The 14522-nt window shown below is 59.7% G+C and carries 16 protein-coding genes; 8 read left to right on the top strand and 8 right to left on the bottom strand.

Going from position 1 to position 14522, the window contains the following annotated elements; translation table 11 throughout:
* Positions 1-53 precede the first annotated feature (53 nt).
* A complete protein-coding gene (locus HMPREF2743_RS03060; RefSeq protein ID WP_010187330.1) occupies positions 54-341 on the top strand; it encodes an exodeoxyribonuclease VII small subunit in 288 nt (95 codons plus the stop codon).
* Positions 342-698: a hypothetical protein gene (locus HMPREF2743_RS03055; protein WP_070529104.1), complete on the top strand. Its 357-nt coding sequence runs from the start codon at positions 342-344 to the stop codon at positions 696-698.
* Between the two features lie 10 nt (positions 699-708).
* On the opposite strand, the gene HMPREF2743_RS03050 is transcribed toward HMPREF2743_RS03055, so the two are convergent.
* On the bottom strand, positions 709-1299 hold the full coding sequence (locus tag HMPREF2743_RS03050; RefSeq protein ID WP_070529106.1) for a DUF4245 domain-containing protein: 591 nt from the start codon (positions 1297-1299) through the stop codon (positions 709-711).
* Positions 1300-1499: 200 nt separating this feature from the next.
* Between HMPREF2743_RS03050 and glpX the strand changes: the two genes are divergently transcribed.
* From glpX to HMPREF2743_RS03030, 4 genes are all read left to right on the top strand, one after another.
* The gene (glpX, locus tag HMPREF2743_RS03045) at positions 1500-2519 is read left to right on the top strand and encodes a class II fructose-bisphosphatase (RefSeq protein WP_010187336.1); all 1020 of its coding nucleotides are present in this window, start codon (positions 1500-1502) and stop codon (positions 2517-2519) included.
* Between the two features lie 98 nt (positions 2520-2617).
* Entirely contained in the window at positions 2618-4018 is a 1401-nt protein-coding gene (locus HMPREF2743_RS03040) for a class II fumarate hydratase (protein WP_070529108.1), read from the top strand.
* Between the two features lie 378 nt (positions 4019-4396).
* Positions 4397-5020 (top strand): TetR/AcrR family transcriptional regulator, encoded by a 624-nt coding sequence (locus HMPREF2743_RS03035; RefSeq protein ID WP_070745686.1) that lies wholly within the window; start codon positions 4397-4399, stop codon positions 5018-5020.
* Entirely contained in the window at positions 5014-6588 is a 1575-nt protein-coding gene (locus HMPREF2743_RS03030; RefSeq protein ID WP_070818145.1) for an MDR family MFS transporter, read from the top strand. The genes HMPREF2743_RS03035 and HMPREF2743_RS03030 overlap by 7 nt, the downstream gene beginning before the upstream one ends.
* Before the next feature lie 200 nt (positions 6589-6788).
* Here HMPREF2743_RS03030 and HMPREF2743_RS03025 read toward each other — a convergent pair whose 3' ends face one another.
* The 4 genes from HMPREF2743_RS03025 to HMPREF2743_RS03010 form a co-directional block, all read right to left on the bottom strand.
* Positions 6789-7364, bottom strand: coding sequence for a GNAT family N-acetyltransferase (locus HMPREF2743_RS03025; RefSeq protein WP_010187346.1), 576 nt, complete (start codon positions 7362-7364; stop codon positions 6789-6791).
* Between the two features lie 71 nt (positions 7365-7435).
* Complete coding sequence (locus HMPREF2743_RS03020; RefSeq protein ID WP_070529116.1) at positions 7436-8794, bottom strand: PhoH family protein; 1359 nt, start codon at positions 8792-8794, stop codon at positions 7436-7438.
* A 328-nt stretch (positions 8795-9122) separates the two neighbouring features.
* Positions 9123-9743, bottom strand: coding sequence for an LGFP repeat-containing protein (locus HMPREF2743_RS03015; protein ID WP_246818776.1), 621 nt, complete (start codon positions 9741-9743; stop codon positions 9123-9125).
* Positions 9744-9878: 135 nt separating this feature from the next.
* Positions 9879-10580, bottom strand: a complete 702-nt coding sequence (locus HMPREF2743_RS03010; protein WP_070529121.1) for a LysR family transcriptional regulator substrate-binding protein — start codon at positions 10578-10580, stop codon at positions 9879-9881.
* Between the two features lie 98 nt (positions 10581-10678).
* Between HMPREF2743_RS03010 and HMPREF2743_RS03005 the strand changes: the two genes are divergently transcribed.
* Complete coding sequence (locus tag HMPREF2743_RS03005) at positions 10679-10999, top strand: DUF5997 family protein (RefSeq protein WP_210383661.1); 321 nt, start codon at positions 10679-10681, stop codon at positions 10997-10999.
* Here HMPREF2743_RS03005 and glyA read toward each other — a convergent pair.
* The gene (glyA, locus tag HMPREF2743_RS03000) at positions 10996-12297 is read right to left on the bottom strand and encodes a serine hydroxymethyltransferase (RefSeq protein ID WP_070818144.1); all 1302 of its coding nucleotides are present in this window, start codon (positions 12295-12297) and stop codon (positions 10996-10998) included. The genes HMPREF2743_RS03005 and glyA overlap by 4 nt on opposite strands.
* Before the next feature lie 196 nt (positions 12298-12493).
* Between glyA and coaA the strand changes: the two genes are divergently transcribed.
* A complete protein-coding gene (gene coaA, locus HMPREF2743_RS02995) occupies positions 12494-13420 on the top strand; it encodes a type I pantothenate kinase (protein WP_010187363.1) in 927 nt (308 codons plus the stop codon).
* A 14-nt stretch (positions 13421-13434) separates the two neighbouring features.
* Here coaA and HMPREF2743_RS02990 read toward each other — a convergent pair whose 3' ends face one another.
* Positions 13435-14205, bottom strand: a complete 771-nt coding sequence (locus tag HMPREF2743_RS02990) for an isoprenyl transferase (RefSeq protein ID WP_070818143.1) — start codon at positions 14203-14205, stop codon at positions 13435-13437.
* A 21-nt stretch (positions 14206-14226) separates the two neighbouring features.
* Positions 14227-14520 carry a hypothetical protein gene (locus HMPREF2743_RS02985; RefSeq protein ID WP_010187365.1) on the bottom strand — a complete coding sequence of 98 codons (294 nt, stop codon included), beginning with the start codon at positions 14518-14520 and terminating at the stop codon, positions 14227-14229.
* Positions 14521-14522: the final 2 nt, after the last annotated feature.

The following is a 14522-nucleotide window of genomic DNA, read 5'->3' as shown; positions in this document are numbered from 1 at the left end:
GAACACCTAATAGGTAAAACGAATCATACAAGAGAAAGAAGATACTTCACCTCATGACTGACACGATTGGCGCCGGCCAGCCCGGCCAGGACGCGTTCCCGCCGGTGGAAGAGCTGAGCTATGAGCAGGCTCGTGATGAGCTCATTGAAACAGTGAAAATCCTCGAGCTAGGACAGATGGGACTGGATGAATCCCTCAAGTACTGGGAGCGCGGCGAGGCCCTAGCTAAGGCCTGCGAGGCGCATCTCGACGGCGCTTCGAAGCGCGTAGAGGAGGCTCTCCGAAAGAACGCAGAGGGCACCGATAGTGCAGCACACAACGAAGAAGCAGGAGAAGACTAAATGAAGATTTACGGCTACCCGGGAAATCGCGTGGACTTCGTCTCCAAGTCAGGCGGAGCAGGGTCCATGGTCTTTGGTGATTCGCGCCAGCTCGCCGAAGAATTCTTCGGCCCCCCGCACACCGCGAATGGCGAAGAGATCAGTTACTTCTCCGGCTCCATTGTTCTGCGCTTTAGCGAGAATAGGCTCAGCGAGATCGCCGTCTTCCCCGGCAAGTCCCTCCATGAGAAGGTGGATGTATACCTCGGCAAGACGCGTCTGAGCGGCCTCGATCCAGAGTCCCTCACTAGCGCCGCTGGAGATTCGGTCGAGGTGGAATGGGACGGAACCACGCTGCAGAGCGTAACCTTCCGCTAAGCAGCGGAGCTTACTCGCTGATGACGCTTCCATCCTCAGCGATCTGGAGTGGCTCGGCCTCAGTGAATGCGGTCAGGGCTGCTTCATAGTCGGCGTCGGAGGCGGAGCCGGTGAGGACGAGGCGGGCATCACCCAAGTCGGTAATCCACAGCGGGCGCACGTCTTTGTCATCGCTGCTTAAGATTTCCACGTCCTGACCCGCTACCTCACGCCGCTCAGAGTTAGCACGATAGTTGGAGTCATAAGCCGCGGGGACATCGCTAAGCGCTACCTGCGTCTGCGCCGACTCGACATAGCCTTCATTGGTGGTCAGCCAGCTCACCACGGCAGCGGATTCGCCGCCCATCTGCTTGCGCCGAGCCGCGGTGGGCTGCCAGCCCTCCGGCATGACCGGCTCCCTAATGACGGCCCCACTGCCGCGCGCTTCCATTTCCAGGAAGGTAGCGGCATCCACGTTTTGCACGGGCCCCGACTTCTCCGGATTGATGGAGCACAATCCCGTTGCCCCGACCGCGAGGAACATCATGATGAGGATGACGCCCACCGTCAAGGTGATATCGCGCGCGTCCTCAAAAATCTTTGGTTTATCTTCAGATGCCACCCGCCCAGTATGTCACGCCGCCTCCGCCACACGCGACAGCGACCTCCGACCTGCCCTTTTGACGGCACCTACCCCCGATTCCCACTTCTGGGGGAGGCATTCGGGCTTGGATGCGCGGGAAAAGTGGAAGAATGGAATTTGTATTCCGGGTTGTCCCCCACCCGGGCCGAGCCACCTGAAAAGAAAGGGACTAATCACACATGTCTGATAACACGTCTTATATCCCCGACCGCAACCTAGCCATGGAGCTGGTGCGTGTCACCGAGGCGGCAGCGCTCGCCTCGGGTCGCTGGGTTGGCCGTGGACAGAAGAATGAGGGTGACGGCGCCGCGGTGGATGCTATGCGCAAGCTCATCAACTCCGTCGAGATGAACGGCGTCGTCGTCATCGGCGAGGGCGAGAAGGATGAAGCCCCCATGCTGTTCAACGGCGAGAAGGTCGGCACCGGCCAGGGCGCCGAGATGGACATCGCCGTCGACCCGGTTGACGGCACCCGTCTGATGGCTGAAGGCCGCCCGAACGCTATTTCTGTCATCGCTGCTGCCGAGCGCGGCACGATGTACGACCCGTCCGCTGTCTTCTACATGAAGAAGATTGCTGTCGGCCCCGAGGCAGTCGGTGCCATCGACCTCAACGAGTCGGTCGAATGGAACGTGAAGTCGGTGGCTAAGGCCAAGGGCATCAAGCCAGCTGACCTGACCGTCGTCGTTCTCGACCGTCCGCGCCACGATGACCTCATCCGTCAGATCCGCGAGGCCGGTGCCAAGGTTCGCCTCATCATGGACGGTGACGTCGCAGGCGCCATCGCCACCTGTCAGGACAGCAACTCCATCGACATCATGATGGGCATCGGCGGCACCCCAGAGGGCATCATCACCGCCTGCGCCATGAAGTGCATGGGCGGAGAAATTCAGGGCAAGCTGTGGCCCAAAGATGAGGAGGAAGCCGAGAAGGCTCGCAAGGCTGGCCACGACCTCGACCGCGTCCTCACCACCAACGACTTGGTCTCCTCTGAGAACTGCTACTTCGCCGCTACCGGCGTGACCAATGGCGATATGCTCCGCGGTGTCTCTTATCGCCCGAACGGTGCCACCACCCGCTCTCTGGTCATGCGCTCCAAGTCCGGCACCATCCGCTACGTCGACTCCATCCATAAGCTGGCTAAGCTGCAGGAATACTCCGTGGTGGACTACACCAACCCCCACGATAAGGAAAGCTAGTCCGCTTTCCTACGAAGAGTGCTACGGTAGCGGTCAATGCCGTGCCACGGCACACATAGCGAACCCCTCAAATCTCATCTCACAGAAAAGGTGACTTCATGACTGAATACCGCATCGAACACGACACCATGGGCGAAGTTAAGGTTCCGGTCGACGCCCTGTGGCGTGCCCAGACCCAGCGCGCTGTGGAGAACTTCCCGATCTCCGGCCGCGGTCTCGAAGATGCTCAGATTCGCGCTCTCGGCCTACTCAAGGCTGCCTGCGCTCAGGTGAACAAGGACTCCGGCAAGCTGGATGCAGAGAAGGCTGACGCCATCATCGCTGCCGCCACCGAGATTGCGGAGGGCAAGCACAACGATGCTTTCCCGATTGACGTCTTCCAGACCGGCTCCGGTACCTCCTCCAACATGAACACCAACGAGGTCATCGCTTCCATCGCCCACAAGAACGGCGTGGAGATTCACCCGAATGACCACGTGAACATGGGCCAGTCCTCCAACGACACCTTCCCCACTGCAACCCACGTTGCGGCAACCGAAGCTGCCGTTAATGACCTCATTCCGGGCCTCAAGGTCCTGCACGATTCCCTGCTGGCCAAGGCCAAGGAATTCGCTGATGTGGTCAAGTCCGGCCGTACCCACCTGATGGACGCCACCCCGGTCACCCTGGGCCAGGAGTTTGGCGGCTACGCTCGCCAAATCGAGCTTGGTATTGAGCGCGTCGAAGCTACCCTGCCGCGCTTGGGTGAACTGGCTATCGGCGGCACCGCTACCGGTACCGGCCTGAACACCGACGCTGAATTTGGCGGCAAGGTCACCGAGGAGCTCAAGAAGCTCACCGGCATCGATCAGCTCTCCGAGGCCAAGAACCACTTCGAGGCTCAGGCTGCACGCGATGCTCTCGTTGAGTTCTCCGGCGCCATGCGCACCGTGGCTATCTCCCTCAACAAGATTGCCAACGACATTCGCATGATGGGCTCCGGCCCGCTGACCGGCCTTGCGGAGATCCACCTCCCGGATCTGCAGCCGGGCTCCTCCATCATGCCGGGTAAGGTCAACCCGGTTCTGAGCGAGGCCGCCACCATGGTGGTCAGCCAGGTCATCGGCAACGACGCTGCTGTTGCTTTCGGCGGCTCCAACGGCCACTTCGAGCTCAACGTTTACATCCCGATGATGGCCCGCAATGTTCTCGAGTCCTCCCGCCTGCTGGCCAATGTTTCCCGCGTCTTCGCTGAGAAGTGCGTTGACGGCATCGAGGCCAACGAGGAGCGCATGAAGAAGTTTGCGGAGTCCTCCACCTCCATCGTGACCCCGCTGAACTCCAAGATTGGCTACGAGAACGCCGCCAAGGCAGCTAAGCACGCTCTGCACGAGAAGATTACTGTCCGCGAGGCAGTCATCGACCTCGGCTTCGTCGACGGCGAGAACCTCACCGAGGAGGAGCTCGATGAGCGCCTCAACGTTCTCACCATGACCAACCGCGACCGCGACAACTTCTAAGCTCGCTTTCGTCCACGCCGCCGCTCTCCTTCGGGAGGGCGGCTTCGCCGTTTTCCCATCCACCCCGCTGGGCCAACAACAGGGCGGGGTAGCCAAACTGCCCGATCTGCCAAAGTTATAGCCTCAAGATCTGGCAATAACTTCGTCAACTAGGGCAGTTTTGGGCTTGAGAGTTTCTTTCCTAGCCATCACTTCACGCCCTCCGCGCTCACGGCGAGCCTTAACCAGCCACAGCCCACGCTGCCGGTGGGCGCGAAGGTCGGATTGCTGTTCTTATCTCCTTTCCTGTGCGCCGCGCCATAAAAATCGTCCCACCATCATGAGAATCACCAGCTTTGCACTTGGTGCAAACTTGCACTGGGTGTAGCATTGCACTCCGTGCAAGAAGAACTGTCATTACGCGAGCAAAAACGCCTGAAAACTCGCCTACGCATAGAGGATGCTGCCACCCTCTTGGTAGACGAGCACGGCTTTGCTGCAGTTACGGTGGAGGAGATTTGTGAGAAGGCCGGGATTTCTCGGCGCACCTTCTTTAACTATTTCGATTCCAAGGACTCAGCCGTCTTGGGCAACCCCAGCCAAGAGTTCTCCCAGGAGCAGAAGAGCTACCTGCTCGAAACTCCCACGGAGAACCTCTTCAAGCTGGCCGTAGACCTCATCAAGGAACACCTCATTGGGCAGCACGCCAATAGGGACATTGCTGAGCGACGCCGCCGTATCTCCCGCGATGCGGACGCAGCGGCGGCGTCCTTAAGCAGAAAGCGTGCCAAATCCAACGAAGTCCTTGAGCTTCTCACCCAGCGGCTGGAGAAGGAACCAACGCTAAAGACCATGCCGGATGTCTCCCCGCACACGGAGGCACTCCTCATTGCTGCCACCATCCGTGAGGCTTTTTGGTTGGCCACCTCCTCGCCAGACTTCAGCTGCGCTATCCCCTTTGAGCAGCGCTTTGATTCCGCACTCACACTCATCAACAACTATTCGAAAGGACTTTCATGGTAGCTACCGCGAAACCGTCAGTGGCCCACACTGACAACGGCAAGCCGGAAAACAACCTTGCCCTCGTCTTCTCTGCCCTTGTGCTCACCATGTTGATGAGCTCTTTGGGGCAAATGATTTTCGCCTCCGCCCTCCCCACCATCGTCGGCGAGCTCGGTGGTGTCGACCACATGAGCTGGGTTATCTCCGCCTTCCTGGTCACCATGACCATTGCTATGCCTATCTCCGGCAAGCTCGGTGACATGATGGGCCGCAAGTGGCTCTACATCGGAGGTATTGCCACCTTCGTCATCGGCTCCACCGTGGGCGGCTTCGCCAATTCTATGAACCTGCTCATCATCGGCCGTGCCATTCAAGGCTTCGGCGCCGGATTCATGATGATCTCCTCCCAGTCCATCATCGCGGAGGTCACCACGGCACGTGAGCGCGGCAAGTTCATGGGCATCATGGGCGGCGTTTTCGGCCTGTCCTCCGTCCTCGGCCCAGTCCTTGGCGGCTGGTTCACTGATGGTCCAGGCTGGCGCTGGGGCCTGTGGATGAATATTCCCATTGGTCTGCTCGCCATGACTGTGTGCGTGCTCGTTCTGCACCTGCGCGTCGGCGATACTGATCTGCGCAAGTTTGATGCCTTGGGAGCCACCTTCATCGCTATCACTACCGCCTCGCTCATCCTCATGACCACCTGGGGCGGCACCCAGTATGAGTGGTCGGATCCCATCATTCTGACCTTGGCCGTGATCGTTGTGATTGGTGCTGTCATCACGGTCTTCGTCGAGAAGCGGGCCAAGGAACCCCTGATCCCAGTGCTGCTGTTTAAGAACCGCAACATGGTTCTCACGACGGCAGCTGGCATGGTGCTGGGCTTGGCTATGTTCGGCGTGCTGGGCTACATGCCGACTTACCTGCAGATGGTGCACACCCTAACGCCGACCAAGGCGGGTCTCATGATGATCCCGATGATGCTCGGCATGATCGGTACTTCCACCACCGTTGGGTTCGTCATCGCCCGCACCGGCCACTACAAGCGCTACCCCATCATTGGCCTCGCAATTACGGCAGGCGCTCTGTTCTGGATGTCGAAGCTGACTGTGGACACCTCCCTGACTCAGCTTGGAGCCGAGTTCCTCGTCTTCGGCATCGGCCTCGGCTTCGTCATGCAGGTGCTCGTTCTCATCGTTCAGAACTCTTTCCCCGTGGCGCTGGTGGGTACCGCAACGGCGGCTAACAGCTTTTTCCGCCAGATTGGTTCCGCCATGGGTGCGTCCTTGGTGGGCTCGCTGTTCATCCACAACATGAAGGATGAGTTGGCTGCCAATATGCCGGCTGCTATTGCCTCCATGGGCAATGCCGGTGCACCCTTTGCGGAAAAGTTCAGCGCCGAGGGCGGCGGTTCCTCTAGCCTGACCCCGTCGATGGTGGCACAGCTTCCTGACCCAATCCGCGACGTTATCCTCAATGCCTACAACGACGGACTCACCCCAGTCATCCTGCTTATGGTCCCGATGGCCATCATCGCTCTCCTGCTCATCCTGCCGATACGGGAGGAGCACCTCAAGGAGACCATCGATTAGAGCACTCCCCCAAGGTCTCAGCAACAAGAAATCCTCGCTACGAATACTCACGTAGCGAGGATTTTCTCGTAACACAGTGCCTAGCGCAGGATTCCTAGCTGGCGCGCCACCTGCGCGGCCACACCGATAAGTGGCCAGCAGGCCGGCAATGATGCCCACACTGGTCGCAGTGCCTCCGGACCACTCATAACGCGGGATAATTACTTTCTCTTCTGGTTGGCTTCTGCCTTCTTCTCTTCCGGCTTCGGAAGGAGCAGCTCATAGACATCGGTATCGCGCCACTGGCCGGCTAGCTCACCATAAGTCATCTTTGCCATGTGCGAGTAGGTACCCACCTTGACGAAGCCGCGGGACTTGTGGAGACCAGCGGAACCTTCGTTCTCCGGGAAAATCCACGAATGGATGGCCCACTTGTGCAGGTCACGGCAGACCTCGATGAGCTGATCCAGCAAAGCACCACCGATACCCCTGCCCTGGGCTTCCTTGCTCAGGTAGATGGAATCCTCCACCACTCCGTGGAACACGGTCCGAGTGGACGCCTGCGCAGCGCAGACCCAACCGAGAACCTTCGAGTCATCGTCTTCCTCAACAGCGACGAAGACGGACGACATAATCTTGACGTTCTTAAATTCCTCGAAGGTCAACGAGCGGGTCTCGTAGGTGGCGTGACCAGTGTTAAGGCCCTGCTCATAGATTTCCCGCATTTGCGGATAGTCCGCAGCGTTGAAGGGCCGGATGCGGAAATCCTTCTTCTTGTCTTTCGCGTTGTCGCTCATGGAACAATTATTACTGAGCGCACTGCGTTAATGCCAAGCTGAGAGCAGGCAGATCGCCATTCGCGAACGCGTTAATTCTCACCCTCCAACAAATCGGTGACGAGCTCTGCAATGGCAGAGCGCTCAGAGCGCTGCAGGGTCACATGCGCAAAGAGCTCATGCCCCTTGAGTTTCTCAATGACTGCCTGCACACCATCGTGGCGACCAACGCGCAAGTTATCGCGCTGGGCAACATCATGCGTGAGCACCACACGGGAGCCGCGGCCCAACCGCGACAGGACAGTCAGCAGCACATTGCGCTCGAGCGACTGGGCCTCGTCGACGATGACAAAGGAATCATGCAAGCTGCGGCCGCGGATATGGGTCAGCGGGAGAACTTCCAAGAGGCCGCGGTCTTGGACTTCCTCCATGACGTTGTCGGATACCAAGCCTTCCAGGGTGTCATACACGGCCTGCGCCCATGGGTTCATCTTCTCGCTCTCAGAGCCTGGCAGGTACCCCAAGGACTGCCCGCCCACCGCATACATCGGGCGGAACACCACGATGCGGCGGTGCTCGCCACGTTCCAGCACTGCTTCCAAGCCAGCACACAACGCCAGCGCGGACTTACCCGTGCCCGCTCGGCCGCCGATGGACATGATGCCCACGGAAGGATCTACTAAGAGATCCAACGCAACGCGCTGCTCGGCGGAACGGCCTTGCAGGCCGAAGACGTTGGTATCCCCGCGCACCAACCGCACGGTGCCCTCAGGCGTCATGCGTCCCAGTGCTGACTGCCCGCCTGCCTGCAGCGTCACGCCACAGTGCACCGGCAGGTCTTCGACGCGGGTGCCGGCGGTGGTCACGGAGCCGTCGATAAGCACCTCGCCCTCCCCGTAGAGTTTATCGATGACCTCGGAACTGGTGGGCACGGTGGCCATGCCGGTGTAGCCGGTGAGCACAACGTCCTGTGCATGGTACTCATCGGCCTGCAGGCCCACAGCGCCAGCCTTGACACGTAGCGGAACGTCCTTGGTCACCAGAACGGTGTCCTTCCCCTCGTGCTGGAGGTTGAGCGCGCACGCGAGGATTCGGTGGTCCCCCTCCGGCCCACGGAAGGCTACCGGCAGCAGGGATTGGTCCTGGTGGTTAAGCTCCACGCGCAGTGTTCCGCCCGCGGCATTGACGGGCAGCGGTTGGTCTAGAGCTTCATAAGTGGCGCGGAGGTCCTCCAAAAAGCGAAGAGCTTGGCGGGCGAACCAGCCAAGCTCCGGGTGATGACGTTTTCCTTCCAACTCAGAGATAACGACGATGGGCAGCACCACATCGTGCTCTGCGAATTTACGCAACGCCCAGGGGTCGGAGAGAAGGACGGAGGTATCGATGACATAGGTCTTGGTTGCCACAGCGGCCTCGTGCGGCTGCTCGGTCAGGACGGAAGGATTGGTCATAGCGGCAGGGTTCTCCCTTGTTATGCCCGCCCCAACTCATCGACCTGGGAGGGCATGGTGAAGCTGGTGATTGTCGGACTGCCCGGAGACTGCACTTAACCTCCGGACACCGTCCACGCTAGAGAGTGAAGGTTGAAATTACATGGGTGCAAGATGAACAGTATTAAAACGGCATTCACCGCAGTCACACCATTCCCACGAGTTGGGAGCCGTTTTTAGCGAAGCCGTGACCATGGAAAACAGAAACAGGCTCCGCACCGTTCTATCAGTGCGGAGCCTGTCTTAAAAGCTCAACGGGTGACTATTCCCGCTTTATAGCTCTGAGTCTTTAGTTGATCGTGGCCTCGTACTCGCCGGACTCACCCTGCAGCCAGGAGATAGTGCCGTTGGTGAACTCCTGTACCCAACCGTTGCCCTCGGCCTGCTCCGGGGCAGTCGGCAGGCCAACCTTGCTCTCAAGGCCGCCTTCCTCGGTCCAGGTCTCGGCGATCTTGCCAATAATCGGCTGGGTGCCTTCACCCTCAGCGAATGCCAGCAGCTTGTCCTTGGCAAAGGTCGCAACGCTGCCCTTGTCGGTGGTCTCGATGGACTCCGGGTCGCCCCACTCAGCAGCCTTCTCCTTGATGGCCTGAGCGAAGTCAGCAGGGACCTCTACATCACCATTGGCGGTGGATACGCTCTCCTTGTCACCCTCGGCGCCAGCCTCAGAGTCAGCGGAGTCTGATTCAGAGGAGTCAGCACCCTCAGCATCGGAAGGATCCGCGGACTCGGAGTCCTTCATGGAATCCTTGGCGTCCTGAGCGGCAGAGCCGGCAGCATCGGTAGCGTCGGACGCGGCGGACTGTGCGGCGTCGCCAGCCTCCTTAGCGGCATCCTCAGCATCCGAGCAAGCAACGACGCCTAGGGACAGGGTGGCGGCGGCGATACCAGCAGCGAAACGACGAGTCATCTTCTTCATTCTTAGGCCTTTCTCTTCTAGTTGAGCACTGTTCTAAGTACTTTTGTTGAGAACGAAGCCCACCGTAGGCATAGCCAGCACGTCTTGCCACCATCCAGCCTATGATTTGACAACAAAGAGGTTTCTTTATCTACGTTTCCGCTGTTGAGAACCCTTATATCTTTTCGGTAACGGTTTGAAAATCGAGCCCTTTTGAGACTTTCCTTGGGCCCTTCTGCGTTCTTGCTTAGCCTTTGCTTTATCGCGCGCACTGCGCTTCTCAGCAGTGTTGCGGGAGGAATTCCGCGTCCTTCCCTTGGCCACCCCGACGAAGTCCTGAATCTCGTCGCCATCGTCAGCCCGGCGCCACACCAAAGCGATCTCCGTGCGCGCAACGGAAGGGTCCTCCAGCCCAAGTGCGACTACCTGCTTCTTGCTCAGCACCTTCAGCAGGGGGCGAGGTGCGATGGCCACGCCCACGTTGGCTGCCACAATCTGGAGGGCGGTGCGCAGCGCGGGAACGTCGACGCTGCCGTCCTGCGCAATCCGGTAGTTCACGATCTCTTCGGCGACGTCCTCTGGTGAAATGTCCTCCCCCACCTCCGCGTAGACCGAGTCTTTCGGCACCGCAATACCAGGCGCCTCCTCATAAAGACGGACCACATGGAAGCTGTCATCAACCCGCGAATCTGGCAGGCGGGTCAGCGCGAGGTCTGCCTCATGCGCGAGAAGAACCGCCATCGCATCATCGGCGTCGACGGTCACCAGGGACTCGGGAGAATGCGAGTCACGGTAGCGGCGAAACCACTTACCGGGTTCTGTACCAGTGGAAAAGACAAGGCGGAGCATGCACCTCATACTACGGTGCTGCTAGCGTGGTGAGCGTGACTGATACCCCAAATAATGAAACCCCGACCACCGAAACCCAGCAGCCTTCCGGTACCGCCATGCGCGCGCAAACCGCGGCCAAGAAGCTGGGCATCTACCTGCCGGCCACCCCGGAGGAGTTTCAAGCCAACGCAGTAACCCACGCGCAACTGCGCGACTTGCAGGAGAATCCGCCGGAATGGCTCGCTAACCTGCGCCGAGAAGGCCCGCATCCGCGCCCAGTGGTGGCACAGAAGCTGGGGATCTCCGTGACCGCGCTGAAGAAGAACGAGATGGACCGCCCTCTCACCACCGCGGAAATTAAAGAACTCCTCAGCGCAATGCCCGAGTGGCTCGAGGCCGCCCGGAAAGCTCACGCTGAGGAGCGTTCGGAAGCTTAGACCAACTTCCAGTCTTCGAGGCCGTCGTAGAGCGGGAAGTCCGCGGCGACCTTCTCCACGCGGGCGCGCAGCTTGGCGACGTCCGCGTTCTTGCCGTTTGCCAGTGCGGTACCGATGACATCGGCTACCTCGGTGAAGGCCGCCGCGTCGAGGCCGCGGGTAGCCAAGGCCGGGGTACCGATGCGCAGGCCGGAGGTGACCATCGGCGGGCGCGGATCATTCGGAACCGCATTGCGGTTCACGGTGATGCCGACCTCGTGGAGAAGGTCCTCCGCCTGCTGGCCATCGAGCTCGGAGTTGCGCAGGTCCGCCAGGACGAGGTGCACGTCGGTGCCGCCGGTGAGGACTTCGACACCTGCCTTGGTGCAATCCTCAGCGGTCAGGCGCTCAGCCAGAATGCGAGCACCTTCCAGGGTGCGTTCCTGGCGCTCCTTGAACTCCTCGGTGGCCGCAATCTTGAGGGCGATAGCCTTTGCCGCGATGACGTGCATGAGCGGACCACCCTGCTGCCCCGGGAAGACGTTGGAGTTGATCTTCTTGGCAAAGTCCTGCTTGGCCAAGATAATTCCGGAGCGCGGGCCACCAAGCGTCTTGTGCACGGTGGAGGACACAACATCGGAGTGCGGCACCGGTGAAGGGTGCAGACCGGCTGCCACGAGGCCTGCGAAGTGCGCCATATCCGTCCACAGGTAGGCGCCGACCTCATCAGCGATGGAGCGGAAGGCCTCAAAGTCAATGGTGCGCGGGTAGGCGGACCAACCTGCAATGATTACCTGCGGCTTCTCAGCCAGAGCCTGCTCGCGCACCTTATCCATGTCGAGGCGCATGGTTTCCGGGTCAACCTCGTACGCGGCAACGTCGTAAAGCTTGCCGGAGAAGTTCAGCTTCATACCGTGGGTCAGGTGACCGCCATGCGCCAAGGACAGGCCCATGATCTTGTCACCTGGCTGGATCAGCGAGGCCAGCACAGCAGCGTTGGCCTGCGCACCGGAGTGCGGCTGGACGTTAGCAAAATCGGCGCCAAACAGCGCCTTGGCGCGATCGCGTGCCAGGTCCTCCACGACGTCGACGTGCTCGCAGCCGCCGTAGTAGCGGCGTCCCGGGTAGCCCTCTGCGTACTTGTTGGTGAGAACAGAGCCCTGTGCCTGCAGAACCGCGCGGGGGACGAAGTTCTCCGAAGCAATCATCTCGAGGGTATCGCGCTGACGAGCAATCTCACCGGAAATAGCATCGAAGACCTCGGGGTCAAGATCGCGCATCTCCTGGTAGCGCACGTCTGAATTGTTCGTAGTCGTCATGAAAGCGTGGTGTCCCTTCCTAAAGATGGTCAAGATCGCCAGCAGTGCCCGCTCGCAGCACAACACCACCGGCTTTAGAAATCGCCGAAGCTAGTTCTACATCCTAACGCCCGCATCCCCCGCGCGGGGGCCTCTAGGAATCTTTTCATTCGGGGCAATTGCACTAGGCGCCTGATGCAGTGCGACAATAGTCGACATGGCGCGAATGACCGATGCGAGCCCGTACCTCGATTTTGACCGTGATACGTGGCGTGCCCTGCGTAAATCCATGCCACAGGTGCTCACGGCAAACGAGGTGGAAAAACTCCGCGGCATCGGTGACCGCATCGACCTCACCGAGGTAGCAGAGGTTTACCTCCCTCTTTCGCGTCTCATTCATATGCAGGTGGAGGCCCGGCAAAAACTCACCGCGGCCACCGAAGCCTTCTTAGGTAATCCGCCGACGCACGTGCCCTTCGTCATCGGCGTCGCCGGCTCTGTTGCCGTGGGCAAATCCACGACAGCACGCCTGCTCCAAGTGCTCCTTGAGCGCTGGGAATCCCACCCGAAGGTCGACTTGGTGACCACGGACGGCTTCCTCTACCCCACCGCCTACCTCAAAGAACACGGTCTAATGCAGCGCAAGGGCTACCCGGAGTCCTATGACCGCCGCGCGCTGATGCGTTTTGTTACCGACGTTAAGTCTGGCAAACCTCTAGTCACGGCCCCGCTCTATTCGCACGTGTCCTATGACATCGTCCCCGGGGAATTCCAGGAAGTCCGGCAGCCGGACATCCTCATCTTGGAGGGCCTCAACGTGCTGCAAACCGGCCCGACCCTCATGGTCTCCGACCTGTTCGACTTCTCTGTTTATGTGGACGCCCGAGTCGACGACATTGAGAAGTGGTACATTGACCGCTTCCTCAAGCTCCGGCACACGGCTTTCCGCGAGCCAGGTGCGCACTTCGCCTCCTTCGCGGACATGACGGATGAGGAAGCCTACGTGCAGGCCCGTGAAATCTGGCAGTCCATCAACCTGCCCAACCTCATCGAGAATATTTTGCCCACCCGGGTGCGCGCTTCCTTGGTTCTGCGCAAAGGCTCACACCACTTGGTAGATCGGGTGCGGATGCGCAAGCTGTAGCCAGCGAACTGAAATTAGCGTCCGAAGCGGCGCGAACGCTGAGAATAATCGCGCAAGGCGCGTAGGAAATCTACCCGGCGGAAAGCAGGCCAATAGGTATCGGTAAACCAAATCTCTGAATAAGCAGCTTGCCACAGAAGGAAGCCGGAAAGGCGCTGTTCGCCGGAGGTGCGGATCACAAGATCGGGATCCGGCAAACCTTTGGTGTAGAGGTTGCCCGTGATGGCCTCCACCGTCACGTTCTCCGCTATTTCCTCCGCGCTCAATCCCTTTTCGGCTTCGCTGCGAATGAGGCTCTGCACGGCGTCGACGATTTCTTGACGCCCACCGTAGCCCACCGCGATGTTAACGATGACGCCCTGATGATCCTCCGTGGCTTCAGCAGCGCACTGCATTTTGGCGGTAACTTGTTCAGGAAGCAGATCCAGGTGCCCCACGAGACGAATTTGGCAATCCAGGTTCCCTTGGGAGAGGTGCGTGACAACATCGGAAATGATGTCAAAGAGCAGCTGCACTTCCTGCTCGCTGCGCTTCAAATTTTCCGTCGACAACAGGTAAATAGTGACGACCTCAATGTCGGTGCCTTGGCACCAAGAGATCATCTCACTAATTTTCCGCGCCCCCTGGCGGTGACCGTGGCTAATATCCGTAAAGCCCGCCTCGCGCGCCCAGCGGCGATTGCCATCCGCCATGATTGCCACGTGGCGCGGCTGCGGTTTGTTCTTAATCTCACGCGTTAGACGCGCCTCATACAGGGGGTATAGGAGCTGGCTTAGGAACTTCACGGTGGGGAAACGTCCTCTGCGTTAAAAGATGGACTTCTTACTGTTATCGAGGATGCCGGCTTCCTTCATTGCCGCATCGACCGCCTCATCGTCGAAAGGATCAATGCCGTGATCCTGAGCGAACATGGTGCGGCGACGGAAACGCGAGTAACGGCGGTGAAAATTCCAGCCTGCGAAGAGGACGGCAACGCCCATCAGGGCAAGGATGAGCAAACCGATAGGCGAGGCCTTACCGAACTCTGGTCCTACCGGCCCGCTTTGGCTCCCCTGGGCGAGCAGGGCGACGTCATGCGCCGCGAAGTACAAAGCGTTCATGT

The organism is Corynebacterium sp. HMSC036D02 (genome assembly GCF_001836165.1).
Taxonomy (GTDB): domain Bacteria; phylum Actinomycetota; class Actinomycetes; order Mycobacteriales; family Mycobacteriaceae; genus Corynebacterium.
This window is presented reverse-complemented; position numbering and strand designations above follow the sequence as displayed.

What these genes read in the sequence shown, in the direction of transcription:
- HMPREF2743_RS03010 (WP_070529121.1), bottom strand. Translation starts at nt 10,580, where the DNA reads ATGCTCCGCCTTGTCTTTTCCACTGGTACAGAACCCGGTAAGTGGTTT.
- HMPREF2743_RS03020 (WP_070529116.1), bottom strand. Translation starts at nt 8,794, where the DNA reads ATGACCAATCCTTCCGTCCTGACCGAGCAGCCGCACGAGGCCGCTGTG.
- HMPREF2743_RS03005 (WP_210383661.1), top strand. Translation starts at nt 10,679, where the DNA reads ATGCGCGCGCAAACCGCGGCCAAGAAGCTGGGCATCTACCTGCCGGCC.
- HMPREF2743_RS03055 (WP_070529104.1), top strand. Translation starts at nt 342, where the DNA reads ATGAAGATTTACGGCTACCCGGGAAATCGCGTGGACTTCGTCTCCAAG.
- coaA (WP_010187363.1), top strand. Translation starts at nt 12,494, where the DNA reads ATGGCGCGAATGACCGATGCGAGCCCGTACCTCGATTTTGACCGTGAT.
- HMPREF2743_RS03040 (WP_070529108.1), top strand. Translation starts at nt 2,618, where the DNA reads ATGACTGAATACCGCATCGAACACGACACCATGGGCGAAGTTAAGGTT.
- glyA (WP_070818144.1), bottom strand. Translation starts at nt 12,297, where the DNA reads ATGACGACTACGAACAATTCAGACGTGCGCTACCAGGAGATGCGCGAT.
- HMPREF2743_RS03060 (WP_010187330.1), top strand. Translation starts at nt 54, where the DNA reads ATGACTGACACGATTGGCGCCGGCCAGCCCGGCCAGGACGCGTTCCCG.
- HMPREF2743_RS03030 (WP_070818145.1), top strand. Translation starts at nt 5,014, where the DNA reads ATGGTAGCTACCGCGAAACCGTCAGTGGCCCACACTGACAACGGCAAG.
- HMPREF2743_RS03025 (WP_010187346.1), bottom strand. Translation starts at nt 7,364, where the DNA reads ATGAGCGACAACGCGAAAGACAAGAAGAAGGATTTCCGCATCCGGCCC.
- glpX (WP_010187336.1), top strand. Translation starts at nt 1,500, where the DNA reads ATGTCTGATAACACGTCTTATATCCCCGACCGCAACCTAGCCATGGAG.
- HMPREF2743_RS02985 (WP_010187365.1), bottom strand. Translation starts at nt 14,520, where the DNA reads ATGAACGCTTTGTACTTCGCGGCGCATGACGTCGCCCTGCTCGCCCAG.
- HMPREF2743_RS03015 (WP_246818776.1), bottom strand. Translation starts at nt 9,743, where the DNA reads ATGACTCGTCGTTTCGCTGCTGGTATCGCCGCCGCCACCCTGTCCCTA.